General features: G+C 41.8%; 10 protein-coding genes. 8 read left to right on the top strand and 2 right to left on the bottom strand.

Annotated elements, in window-relative coordinates:
- Positions 1-29 precede the first annotated feature (29 nt).
- Positions 30-437 carry a hypothetical protein gene (locus HYD_RS01330; RefSeq protein ID WP_236865569.1) on the bottom strand — a complete coding sequence of 136 codons (408 nt, stop codon included), beginning with the start codon at positions 435-437 and terminating at the stop codon, positions 30-32.
- Positions 438-1,022: 585 nt separating this feature from the next.
- Here HYD_RS01330 and topA point away from each other — a divergent pair.
- Positions 1,023-3,494: a type I DNA topoisomerase gene (gene topA, locus HYD_RS01325; protein ID WP_236865568.1), complete on the top strand. Its 2,472-nt coding sequence runs from the start codon at positions 1,023-1,025 to the stop codon at positions 3,492-3,494.
- A gap of 381 nt (positions 3,495-3,875) precedes the next feature.
- Here the strand turns inward: topA and HYD_RS01320 are convergent, their stop codons facing one another.
- A complete protein-coding gene (locus HYD_RS01320; protein ID WP_236865565.1) occupies positions 3,876-5,264 on the bottom strand; it encodes a hypothetical protein in 1,389 nt (462 codons plus the stop codon).
- Between the two features lie 266 nt (positions 5,265-5,530).
- Between HYD_RS01320 and HYD_RS01315 the strand changes: the two genes are divergently transcribed.
- From HYD_RS01315 to bamA, 7 genes are all read left to right on the top strand, one after another.
- A complete protein-coding gene (locus HYD_RS01315) occupies positions 5,531-5,857 on the top strand; it encodes a 2Fe-2S iron-sulfur cluster-binding family protein (protein WP_236865563.1) in 327 nt (108 codons plus the stop codon).
- A 99-nt stretch (positions 5,858-5,956) separates the two neighbouring features.
- On the top strand, positions 5,957-6,433 hold the full coding sequence (gene secB, locus HYD_RS01310) for a protein-export chaperone SecB (RefSeq protein WP_236865561.1): 477 nt from the start codon (positions 5,957-5,959) through the stop codon (positions 6,431-6,433).
- Positions 6,434-6,555: 122 nt separating this feature from the next.
- Positions 6,556-7,191: a 30S ribosomal protein S18 gene (gene rpsR / locus HYD_RS03820; RefSeq protein WP_236865559.1), complete on the top strand. Its 636-nt coding sequence runs from the start codon at positions 6,556-6,558 to the stop codon at positions 7,189-7,191.
- Between the two features lie 4 nt (positions 7,192-7,195).
- Positions 7,196-8,095, top strand: coding sequence for a hypothetical protein (locus tag HYD_RS01300; RefSeq protein WP_236865557.1), 900 nt, complete (start codon positions 7,196-7,198; stop codon positions 8,093-8,095).
- On the top strand, positions 8,082-8,570 hold the full coding sequence (gene rplI / locus HYD_RS01295) for a 50S ribosomal protein L9 (RefSeq protein ID WP_236865555.1): 489 nt from the start codon (positions 8,082-8,084) through the stop codon (positions 8,568-8,570). Before HYD_RS01300 ends, rplI begins: the two co-directional genes overlap by 14 nt.
- 78 nt (positions 8,571-8,648) lie before the next feature.
- Positions 8,649-9,245 carry an HPF/RaiA family ribosome-associated protein gene (locus HYD_RS01290; protein WP_236865553.1) on the top strand — a complete coding sequence of 199 codons (597 nt, stop codon included), beginning with the start codon at positions 8,649-8,651 and terminating at the stop codon, positions 9,243-9,245.
- 308 nt (positions 9,246-9,553) lie between these two features.
- The gene (gene bamA, locus HYD_RS01285) at positions 9,554-11,896 is read left to right on the top strand and encodes an outer membrane protein assembly factor BamA (protein WP_236865538.1); all 2,343 of its coding nucleotides are present in this window, start codon (positions 9,554-9,556) and stop codon (positions 11,894-11,896) included.
- Positions 11,897-12,137 lie beyond the last annotated feature (241 nt).

The following is a 12,137-nucleotide window of genomic DNA, read 5'->3' as shown; positions in this document are numbered from 1 at the left end:
ACTGCATCCGCTTTTTCTTTTTTCTATTCCTATTCAATATCAGGTTCCATCATAAATGGATGAGCGGTCACTATTTGGCGAATCTGCTGAGCAAAAGCCTGAATTTCCGCATCACCTTCTGGGGCGTTTGCTCCAACAGGATTTTGTGCTTGATTTTCATCTTGCTCGTTATCTTGTTGAAATAGCTCTTCCATATTTTGAATAGCATAGTTCACAGCGTTGACATATGTCTGGAGACCGCCCATATTTTCTGGAGTAACAGCAAAAAAGCTTTCTATTAAATATTCAGAAAATAGATGCTCCTCATCCATAGGAAAGCGAGCGTTGCAAAATGCAATTAGATCATTTTTGCAAGCGTGTGAAAGAAACACTGCGTTTGACTTTGATGAGAAAGAAAAAAGCATTGCGGCTAGAGCTAATGTATATAATTTTTTCATGTTTTTAGTATCGTTACTATGACACATCGGCTAGTCTATGGTAGAAAAAAGATAATAGCAATAATTTTGTTCTTTAGTATAAAATTTTGAATTCGCCATAATAACAAAATGTATGTGAAGTTATGCATTTTTTCAATGTTGTATGCGGTGTATTCGTCTAGTATGGGAGATTTGGGCTACGAAGTAACAAACGCCCCAACTGACTCAGTAAAATTAACTCTGAACACGATATCTTCATCGCAGCAGGGAAAGAAGTTATGATATGTATGTTTTATTTTCCCACAACAAGCATTGTCTGAATTAATAGCGTCTGCCTGAGTTGATAAAATTAAGGGTAGTTGCTGCTGATTTTATAATTTTAAGAAATTTGTTAATAATTAATAATTGAAAAACGTGAAAATATATGCAAAAAAATATAAAACTATCTTAATTTATTGAAAATATTTTATTTCATGTGTATTTTTGCTTAGAGTGTTGTTTTTTGAAATTTTAGATAATCAATTTTTATAAGTTTTTGTGCAAAATTTTGTATTGATTGTAGGTCGCATAAAAGCGATTATATGCAGGTGCACGGTAGGGGAAAATATGAAGTTGGTTGTTGTCGAGTCGCCGGCAAAGGCGCGGTCGCTGTCTCAGTATCTTGGTTCGTCATATAAAGTGGTTGCGAGCTATGGGCATGTTAGAGATCTTGTTTCTAAGCCTGGGGCCGTTGATACAGAGCATGATTTTCTGCTGACATGGAATATTATAGAGAAGGCTGAGAGGCCTCTTAAAGAGATAGAATCTCTAGTGAAAAGTGCTGAGGAGCTCATACTGGCAACTGATTTGGACAGGGAAGGAGAGGCGATTTCATGGCATTTGCTGCAGCTTCTAAGGGAGCGTAAAGCTATAAGAAATGGCGTCGGCGTTAGTAGGATTTCGTTCAACTCCATCACTAAGCAAGCAGTTCTTGAAGCAATGAATTCTCCGAGAGAAATTGATAATGGTCTTGTGGAGGCATATCTTGCAAGGCTTAGCTTGGATCATTTGGTAGGCTTTAATTTGTCTCCAATTCTTTGGAAAAAGCTTCCTGGATGTAGGTCTGCTGGAAGGGTTCAGTCCGTTGCCCTTAGGCTTGTTACAGACAGAGAGAATGAAATACTCTCATTTAAGCCAGAAGAATACTGGTCGATTGAGGGAGAGTTTGGTGTAAAGCGCGAAAAAGACTCTGACGCAACATTAAAAGCGCGCCTTGTTGCGTTTAAAGGGGACAAGTTAGAAAAATTTTCTATTAGAGATGAAGAGACTGCAGAAAAAATAAAGGCAGCGTTACTTGTAGACCAATTTTCCATTACGTCTATTTCTAAAAAACAGACAAAGTCTAGGCCAAGCGCCCCGTTCACTACCTCTAGTCTGCAGCAAGAGGTATCAAGAAAACTAGGGTTTTCTCCGTCAAGGACAATGTTTCTTGCTCAGCGTTTGTATGAGGGGGTTGATATAGGAGGTGAGGCCGTGGGACTTATCACTTATATGAGAACAGATAGCGTGAACGTGAGCCCAGAAGCTATTGCAGCGTGCAGAGGGTATATAGAGAATGTTTTTGGGCCGAAGTATGTTCCAAAAAAAGCACATTTGTACAAGTCGAAGCTGAAAAATGCTCAGGAAGCTCACGAAGCTATACGTCCCACGGATATATCGCGTACTCCGGAAAGCATTCGTGGGTTCGTGGATAATGATCAGTTTCGATTGTATCGGCTTATATGGCAGAGAATGGTTTCATCTCAGATGGAGGACGCGTTATATGATCAGGTGACCGTTTCCATCTTATCGCATACAGAGGAGGCTGAGTTTAGGTCTACCGGGTCCACTCTGGTGTTTGATGGGTTTTTGCGTGTGTATATGGTTTCTGTTGATGACTCATCAGATAAAGACGGGAATGAGGATATGAAAATTCCTGCAGGGATTTGCGAGGGCTCTCTTGCTAGTCCGATTTTTATAGGCGCATCTCAGCATTTTACGCAGCCGCTACCGAGGTATAGCGAGGCGTCTTTGATAAAAAATCTTGAGGAGCTCGGGATTGGGCGGCCAAGCACATATGCCGGTATTTTGCAGATATTGTATGACAGAAATTATGTCCGCAGCGACCAAAAAAGACTTATTCCTGAAGACAAAGGTAAGGCTGTTAGTATATTTTTGAAGCATTTTTTTGCGAGATATGTAGACTATGGGTTTACTGCTGGGATGGAGGAGCAGCTTGATGAGGTGTCGTCTGGAAGGAAGGAATGGAAAGAAGTGCTTCGAGATTTTTGGACAGATTTTGAGAAGGCGGTTTCGTCATCTAAGGAGGTTCCAATAGCCGAGGTTATAGGATATATCGAGCAGGAAATGTTGCCGCATGTTTCTTCTCAAGCCCTTGTTTGCGAAAAGTGTGGAGCAAAAATGGGGCTGCGTATGGGTAAGTTTGGGCCGTTTCTTGCGTGTACGGGATATCCTGAGTGTTCGAATGCTAAGCCTTTGCAGGGAGCGCGTGCTGGCGGTGGCGAGTCTGAGGGGGCTTCTTCCGGTGGCGTTGTGGGAAAAGATGAGGAAGACGGTCAGGAGATCGCGCTTAAAGTTGGGCCTTATGGACCATATTTTGAATGGAAAAATAGCCTCAAGCGCGTTTCGATTCCGAGGATTTTTGGAGGTAGACCTAAGGACCTATCGATGGCGATGTGGTTGAAAAGTTTGCCTGTGTTGATTGGTAAGCATTCGTTAACTGGGGATCCGATGTTTCTTGGAATTGGGAGATTTGGACCATATATCAAATACTCTGGGAGCTTTTTTTCTGTGGGAGCGAGGTATGAGGTTACAAATATTTCTCCAGAGGATGCTGAAGAGATAATAGAAGCAGGAAAAAAGAAGGCCGAGAAAAAAGCAAAGTCAAATGGCAGCGGTGGGCCGGAAGAGGGTAAGCTTGGCGAAATTTCTTATGTGAAGCGACCCGGAAAACGGGGAGCAGCTGGGGCGGCAGCTTCTTCGGCGAGTAGATCTGGTAAGAAGAGGGTTCGTAGAAATGCTATCGGTTCTTCGAATTAATAACATGTGTCGATCAACTGAGCACGTATTTTTGATTATTTATCATGTTGAGTTTTGCAAAAGGCTTGGAGGCTTGTAATAGTCGCTCTGATGCTTCGGCGGATGTAAAAGTGTTCTGATAGGAGCTAAAGCGCATGATCCGAGAGATGTAAAACAGCAGTGTGTGCGGCATTTCTATCCAAATAAAGTCCCTTAAGATGCTCCTTTCGACGGTTAGTTTAAGTGAGCGCGCATGAATAAAATAAAAGCCGCTCACTTAAGGTTTATCGTTTGTATGTAGCATTATTGAGACGAAAAATTTGCGCTCTCTTTAGCTTTCCTTTATTTTTTATGTTTTACTATTTTATGCCTCGCCTACTAGTGATACTAATAATCAAATTTTTAATTGTTTTCGTTTTTGCTTGAAGTCGCTTTTTTTGATTGATAATTTTTATCTTGTTTTTCTTGCAAATCATAGTCGTTGTTTTTTTGATCGCTGGCCCTTGACTTGAAAAGGCCGAGTTTTTGCGCTTCTTCATCTTTGAAATAAGGGTGATCATTTTCGTATAGTTGTTCAGAATCTATTGCAAGTGGAAGCTCTTCTTGTTCTTCGTCTATGGAGCAAATGCTATCTTTTGTTTTATTGCCAACGGCGTTTTTAATGTTTTTATATGAAAAAGGAGAATTTTGGTCCATAGCGCTTTTTTCATGATGGCGCACCAGAAGAGTAGCGCAGCTGTTGGATCTATGCCGAATGTTATAGTTTTCGCTTTTAATTTGCTCGCTTTGTTTTGCAATATTCTTCTTCTCCTGCACATATGGTAGTACCATTTTGTTGTTCTGTTGTCCATAACCATTTATTGAGGCAGGCTCTCGATAGTTGTTTGGGATGTATCCGCGCTCAGGCTCTTTCTGTCCATAAGAGTTGAATTCATTTTTATACTGCTGATATTGCTGGTTATACTCTCCATAAACTGACTTTTGATATGTATAGTGGTTTTTGTAGTTTTTTTGATTAGCCGCACTGTATAAGTTGTTGTTTAAGCTAAGGAGTTGCTGCTCGTTGTGAGAGTTGCTTGCAATCCGAGCAATGGCATTATTCTCGGGTTGCAGAGGTTTGATTTTGATATTCTCAGATTGTAACGGATGTTTCTGAACCGCTTGATTAGCTTGTTCATGGATGGCTTTTTGCTCAGCATTTTTCTCTACGCCAACTTGCATATTTTCCACGTTTTTGTTACTTGCGATGGCGTTTCGTTTTTTTTGCAACAAGTCTTTATCGTTTTTGCTTTTTTCTTGTATAACTTCGTTTAGTTCTGCTTTCAGATCGGCTAGGATTTTGTTCGCGCACGAATTTTTTATATCGTAATAGATATGTTCGTAACGAAGATTTTCAAGAAAAGTTAAATGTCCTATTATTGTTGGAACGATGTTCGATCGCATCTTATCAACATCGTTATTTATGCTTTTTTCCATTTCATCTTTCATGGCGTTTTTAGCCTGACTTTTGAGGATTCCGATTCCTATTCCGTCTAGTCCCCCATTGCCAATATAATTAATCTCGCAAAGCAATTTAGTTAATTTTGTTCCCGCTGTGTATAGTTTATTTTTCTCTTCATCTATTTTTTGAAAAAGTTTTAGAACGGCAGAAGTGTCTGACTTTTCATTTTTGATTGTTGTTATGTAATCTATATCAGCCAATATTTCTGCGACAGATCTCGCTGCAGAAGCATTATGGTTTATTAGTGCTGACGCTAGAACAAAGCAAATTCTAACTGTAAATTTTTTCATGTTTATATCCCCCTCTATGGCGCATGTAATATTTTTTGATCGCGCTGATTCGATTATTAACCAAAAATTATCTTGTGTAAACAGTTTTTTCGCGAGAAGTAAAAATTTTTTAGAAAAAATTAATAATTATGAAAAAACAACAAGTTAAGATGGGGGCTGCTGCGGGTGACTGTAAGTTTTTGATGGTTGTGTCGATTTGGGGCTTGATTTTTGTTTTACAAAGAAAATAGAATTGCTTTCGTCGAGGTTTCGTTGGTATAGCGGTTATGCCTAAGGTGAAGTTTGTGTATGGCTGTGGCGAGGTTGTTGTCGTCGATGCGTTTGTCGGAGAGTCTTTGCTGGATGCCGCTGAGAGGTGTGGTGTTAGTTTAAGTGGTCCGTGTGGAGGTGTTTTGGCGTGCGGGATGTGCGGGGTTACGATATCACCAGAATTTTTCCATAAAATAAAGCCTGCGAGCGATGATGAGGAAGATTTGCTAGCTTGCACTCAGTCGTGTGAGCAGACGGCGAGGCTGGCTTGTCAGGTTATAGTTACGGAGGATATGGACGGGATAGAGGTAAAAATTCCAGGAAAAAGATGTTGTTGCGGGTGATGTATTTGAGGTTTTGGTGTGCGGATGATGCAGGGTTGTCTATTAATTTTTTTGTGGTTGGGATATCATTGCTGATGGCGTGTTTGATGGAGTGTCGTTGTGGCTGGTAAGAAATTGGGAAGCGATGAGATGAGCGGGAAGGACGAGCAACTTTCGATAGAGATTTCTCTTCAGTATATTAAGGATTTGTCGTTTGAGAATCCAAGCCCTGTTAAACATCTTCTTTCGAGAATGGATGGTAGCGCTGTGTTCGACACTGGGATCGGCGTTGATGTTGGTTATGAAGAGCGTGACGATGGTTCGTATGAGGTCGTTCTTAGTTTGCGGGCCCAGGTTAGGGAGAAAGAGGAGACGGTGTACCTTCTGGATCTAAAATATGCCGGAGTTTTTAAGCTCAGCGGAGTCAAAGATGGGTTTTTAGAGCTGATATTGTTGATAGAATGCCCAAGATTGTTGTTTCCGTTCGCGCGAGCAGTTATTTCTGGGGTTACAAGGGACAGCGGATTTCCTTCGCTTGATCTTCAGCCAATAGATTTTGCCGATGTTTTAAAAAGCAAGATAGATAGGAGTTCTTAATAGGAGCGGTAGTCGGTTGATCTCGCTTATAGGAGATGTTTTGTGTATTGCAAAATTGTTAGTATTGTGTGAGAATTTTAGTGGTTTTTGTGGTGGTATAGCGGTTATTTTTTGGGGGTGTTATGCGTTTTTATGAGGCTAATGTTTTGGTGAGGCCTGATGTTTCTGTGTCTCAGATGAAGAGTGATTTCAAAAAACTGGCTTCTTCTCTTGCAGAGAAAAATGTTCGCGTTTCTAGGGCTGAGTATTGTGGGTTTAGGACGTTGGCGTATCGTTTGGCTAAGAGACGCAAGGCGCACTATGTGCTGATTAACTTTATGGCCCCTGAGGAAAGCTCTGAAGCATTGTCTGAGCTGTCTTATTGGCTTAAGTTTCATAGGGACGTTGTTAGGTCTCTTGTTGTTAGGGTTGAGAAGGATGCGGAGGGCGTTAGCCCGTTGTATGATGCTGATTTGTTTAGTGAGTCGTTTGGGACTCCGAGGACTGTAGGTTCTGATGATGATGATTCTTATACTCAATCTTTTGGCGATAAAAAGGCGGAAGAAGGGCGTTCTGGTTCTGCGGTTGATAAAAGGGAAGTTGTTGTGAGTGAAGATATTGACTATAAAAATGTTAGGTTTCTCCAGAGGTTTGTGACGGAAAGTGGTAGAATAATGCCTTCTAGAATGTCTCAGCTGGCGAGGAAGAGACAGGCGGATTTAGCGTTGGCTATTAAGAGGGCGCGGTTTTTGGCTCTTATGCCCTATGTTATGGGGTAGTCTTGTGGATATCATTACCCGGCTGTCTTGTGTTTGCGGGTATAGGTCTCGCAGGGATTTTTGGTTGACAGCCTCTGTTGTTTTGTTGCTGGGTATGTTGTTTGCTGGGGAGTTTTTTGGCGCGATTAGGGCGCTGTGCGTGGTTCCTGTCCTGGCGATTGCTTCTATTTTGGGATTTGAGCTTCTTGTTATTGTTATGATGCTGCTTTCTGCAGTTGTTTGTGCCTTCTTTAGTCCTCAGGTTTCTTTGTTTTTCATCGTTTATTGTTCGGGTTTTTCTATCGTTATGTCTTCGTATCTTAATTTTGCTAAAGTGAAGAATTATGGGCGAGGCTCTTCCGATGAAATTACTGTTTCAAGGGTGATTTTGAGTTTTTTCTTTTCTTCAGTTGTTGCTCTGTTTCTTGTAGGAGCCTTTTTTGAAACTAGTGTTGTTGGAAAAATGCCGCCGTTAGAATTTGTTTGGTGCTATTATCTATGCGACTGTTCTATTGGTGTTGGTGCTCTTGTGATTTGTCTAGTGAGCTTTGTTTTTTTGGAAATTGCGCAAAGGGTCGGTTCTGGGAGTGTTGTTGACAGTCCGTTTGCGTTTTTTTCTCCTTCTGAAGCGGATTACTATGCTGTAGCTGGATGCGTCTTGGGGAGTACGATTTTGTCTGGTGACGATAGTCTCGTTTTTGCTAATGCTGGAGCGGTGGCTTTGGCTCCGTTTTTTATTGACGGTGGTAGGGCGCTGATAAAGAAGATTGGCGTTGGAAGGTCATATGGCAAGATTTTCATTTGGGTTTCTTGTTTCGTTTGCGTCGTTCCGATAGTCGTGATGGCTGTTTGCAGTTTTTTCCAGCCTTGGTTAAAATGGAGACGGTGGTCTGTGGGTGGAAGGGTTTGTCATGGGAACGACTAGAGTTATTTTGTTAGAGTCTATCAGGAATCTTGGTGTAGTTGGCGACGTGGTGTCTGTTAGGCGTGGGTTTTTTAGGAATTATTTGTGCGGCAAGAAGAGAGCTATGTTGGCTACGGATGATAATCTTAAAAGACGGGATTCCGAAAAAAAAGCTTGGCTTGAGGCGGACTCTGCTAAGAGAGCCGCTGCAGAAGAAGTGGCTGAGATGCTTAGAGAAATAGGTCCTCTTGTGATAGAGAAAGAGGTGAGCGAGGCAGGCCATTTGTATGGGTCTGTTTCTGCGTCTGACGTTGCGAATTTCCTCGAAGAGCGCGGAGCTCCTGTCAAAAAAGGAAGCGTTATTTTAGATTCGCCGGTAAAGAGTCTTGGGGAGCATGTTGTTTCGATTGAGCTTCACCCAGATGTTGTCGTCGATATTAATATAAGCGTTGTTCGCGCAGGCGGCGATTCTCATCATGATGACAGGTCAGAGTGAGCCTGCAGGCGTGACGAAAAATATGCTGCGGGGGACATAACATACTGCTGGAAACTATTATAAAAAAGGGAGGGGGCCATGGATAATCGCGACGGAGTTGTAAGTGTGCAGATTGTTAGGCATGAGGTGTCTGTCGGAGCTTCGCTTTCGCTTTATGCAGAAGATGCTGTTCGGGATCTCTGCGCAACGTATGGTATAGCGCCAGTAGAGAGCGTTGTTACTTTTTCTAAGCCTTTTTATGCAAGCGTTTGCGAAATTTCTTTGAAAATTGGTAAAAAGGCGTATATAAAGGCGCACGCTGAGGGTGAGGCGCTTTATTTCGCTTTTGACAGCGCTTTTCATAAATTGAGAAAAAATCTTAGTAAATATAAGAAGCGTATAATAGCCCATGGAAAGAAAAGCGAGCGGCAGTCTGGAAAGATAGATGCTGTTACCAAGGTTATTCCAATTAGTGCAGATGCTTTTGAGGATGCTGATACTCCGCCTATTGTTGCGGAAATGGTTGAGTCTTTTAGCGAGATGACTGTTTCAGAGGCTATTGCTACAATGGAGCTTGAGGGTGGTTCTGCGCTAATATTCAGAAACAAGTCTACGGGGGCTGTTAATGTTCTTCACAAGAGAGGTGACGGTACAATCGGATGGGTTGACCCTACGCTAACCGTGCAGTCTGCGTGATCGGCCTTTAGGAGAGAGGAAGTTGTCACGTCTTGTTTAGCTGGTTGTATGAGGCGGCTTTGTCATTATGCGAGACGAGGAAATGTGTAGCTAGGCTGCTTTGCGGGGAAAATTCTGCAAATATAGTTCCAGCCATGCGGAGCTATACAGTTTTGTTTTTTGGACTGGCAGTTGCGTTTTGACAAGAAAGGCCAGAGCAAAAATTTTGTTAAAGAAATTTATAGCGTTTTCTGGTGGTAGGCATTGAATTTTTAAGAGCTTTTTAGTACCCTTTAACGGGTTTTTAGTTTTTTGCGTCTGGGCGTTTTGTGAATTTTTTCAGGTTTGTTGCGGCGTTTGCGTTTTTTGTTGGTTTATTGACGTCTGTGTGCGCTAGTGCTCAGACGTTTTTGATTCGTGACGTAAAGGTTAGTGGAAATAAAAGGGCTGATTCTAGCGTGATTGTCGACAATTTTGAGCGCAGCAAAGACATGAAGTATACGCAGGAAGATTTAGATGAGTATCTAAAAAAGCTTTTCGCTACCGGGATTTTTTCTGACGTTAAGATGGTTGTGAGCGGGGATACTCTTTCTGTTAATGTTGTGGAAAATAAGATATTTAACAGGATAGTGTTTGAAGGGAACGAGAATATAGAAGACGAGGATCTTCAAAAAGCAGCAAAAGTATTTCCAAGAGAGCCGTTTTCTCCGGCAAAAATTAAAGAGGCAGTTCACCGCATAAGGTCTCTTTACGCTGCGAAAGGGATGTCTTCTACTGTAGTTTGTGCAGAGGTGATTAACAGGGATGGAAGAGTCGACCTTGTGTTTAAGATAAACGAAGGGAAGAAGGTATTTGTGCGGTCTATAGTGTTTGTTGGTAATAAAAAATTTAGCGACAATGTTCTTCTGGATTCTATTTCTACCAAAGAATATCGCTGGTATAGGTTTTTTAGCAATGACGACACGTATGATAGCGCTAGGATGAAATATGATGGAGAGCTGTTGCGGCAGAAATACCTAGATGCTGGCTATGTGGACTTTAACATTTCTTCTGTTCTATCGGAGATGGCGCAGGATACTGGAGACTTTCATATCACATTTGCGATGACCGAGGGAGAAAGATATCGTTTTGGTAAAACGAAAGTAGTTTCTGAAGCTAGCGGAGTTCGTGTGAGTGATAGGGTTTTAGAGTGTATTGCTTGGCAAGAAGGGGATTGGTTTTGTCATAGAGAAGTTCAGAGTGTGTCTGATTTGATTTCTAAGACACTGAATGATGAGGGGCACCCGTTTGTAGATGTTGTACCTGTTCCAAACAAAGACGAGAAAAACCGGTTGGTTGGAGTTACTTTTGTTATAAAAAAAGCTCCTGAAAAATATGTGAGAAGCGTTAAAGTGAGGGGGAATTTTGGGACTGAAAGCACTGTGATAATGAGAGAGCTAGATGTGGCGAGTGGTGACTCTCTGTGTAGCGCTAAAATATCAGAGTCTGAGAAAAATCTTGCCGATCTTGATTACTTCGAGTCTGTAAAGATAGAGGAAGTTCCGACCCCAAACAGTTCGCAGAAGGACCTTAATGTTATAGTTAAAGAAAAGTCAACGGGTGATATTGTGTTTGGAGCTGGATACTCTACGTTTGAAGGTCCAATTGGTCGGGCTGGAATAACTGAGAGGAATTTCCTTGGCAAGGGGCATGTTCTGAATTTGGATACGAACTTTTCTAAGAGAAGCTTTGGCCTTAATGCAGGGTATACGAACCCGAGATTGTTTGGCAGAAAACTGGCTGGCGGTGTTGACATTTTTCACAGCAGTTATAGAGGAGATACAAGGGGTACTTTCGGCAAAGAAGGCGGGTATAGGCAGCTGAGCTCTGGAGTAGGGACGCGCGTTGGTTACCAGATAAACAAAAACATGGCGCAAGTGTTCGGATATAGAATTAAAAGGGATAAAACCAGGCTTAGGGATGGATGGTCTTCTCCATTTATGCAACTTAAAAGAGCTACCAATTACGTGTCATCAGTGAGCCATGATCTTATTTACGATAAGACAGTTCGTTCTGCTGGAGATCCTGTTGGTGGCTATTTTCTTAAGGTTGAGAATGAGCTCGCTGGAGTTGGCGGAAGCGTCAGGTATTTATCTAATATATTTTCTGCCTCTAAGTATTTCTCTCTCGACGAGAGGCAGGATTGGGTTATTAGATGCGAAAGCAAATATGGTGTTATCGGAAGTCTAGGATATATAAGGTTCGTCGATTTGTTTAATATGGGAGGCGGCAGCATACCGTTTGGTGGGTTTGACGAGAATGGGATAGGACCTAAGGACAGGGTTACAGGCGATTTTCTTGGTGGTAGGCAGTTTTATTCTGCGGCATTGAAATTATACTTTCCTCTTGGGCTTCCTAGGGAGATCCCAGTAAAAGGAATAGTGTATATTCAATCTGGTTCTCTTTGGAATTCTGGAATGGCTGGAGAGGTTAGGTATGCGAGGGAACGACATCACTATATGAAAAGAACATGGGTTATAAATGACAAATTTTATAATAGGATATCTTTTGGTGGTGGTGTTCTATTTAATACTCCTCTTGGTAAGCTTGGAGCGATGTTCTCTCGTGCTCTTGTATATAAAAAGCAAGATGATAGGCGTAATTTTATGTTGTTGTGGGGGCAGGACTTCTAGTATCTTTGGAGACGTGGATCTTTCGCTTTATGCAGATGCCGTTGTTCGTGGTTTATGTGTGGTGTGTTAAGGTGTCGTGGTAGTTTGAGAGGCTACTTGGGCCGGCTCATCTCGGGCTGGCATTTTCTGAAAATACTGTTTTAGACCAGCGATTTCGTATAGAATCTTTCTTGCTGTGGTGGTTCTGCGTGCTAATGAGGAGGGAAGGTGTCGTTTAGTTGTCATAAAAACTGTTCTGGAT

Source organism: Candidatus Hydrogenosomobacter endosymbioticus (assembly GCF_021654655.1).
Taxonomy (GTDB): domain Bacteria; phylum Pseudomonadota; class Alphaproteobacteria; order Holosporales; family GW7; genus Hydrogenosomobacter; species Hydrogenosomobacter endosymbioticus.
Note: the sequence above shows the minus strand (reverse complement) of the source record. Positions and strands in the feature narration are given on the sequence as shown.

Excerpts from the sequence above, each read along its gene's own strand:
- topA (WP_236865568.1), top strand. The coding sequence starts at position 1,023 with ATGAAGTTGGTTGTTGTCGAGTCGCCGGCAAAGGCGCGGTCGCTGTCT.
- HYD_RS01290 (WP_236865553.1), top strand. The coding sequence starts at position 8,649 with ATGGATAATCGCGACGGAGTTGTAAGTGTGCAGATTGTTAGGCATGAG.
- rpsR (WP_236865559.1), top strand. The coding sequence starts at position 6,556 with ATGCGTTTTTATGAGGCTAATGTTTTGGTGAGGCCTGATGTTTCTGTG.
- rplI (WP_236865555.1), top strand. The coding sequence starts at position 8,082 with ATGGGAACGACTAGAGTTATTTTGTTAGAGTCTATCAGGAATCTTGGT.
- HYD_RS01330 (WP_236865569.1), bottom strand. The coding sequence starts at position 437 with ATGAAAAAATTATATACATTAGCTCTAGCCGCAATGCTTTTTTCTTTC.
- HYD_RS01320 (WP_236865565.1), bottom strand. The coding sequence starts at position 5,264 with ATGAAAAAATTTACAGTTAGAATTTGCTTTGTTCTAGCGTCAGCACTA.
- HYD_RS01315 (WP_236865563.1), top strand. The coding sequence starts at position 5,531 with ATGCCTAAGGTGAAGTTTGTGTATGGCTGTGGCGAGGTTGTTGTCGTC.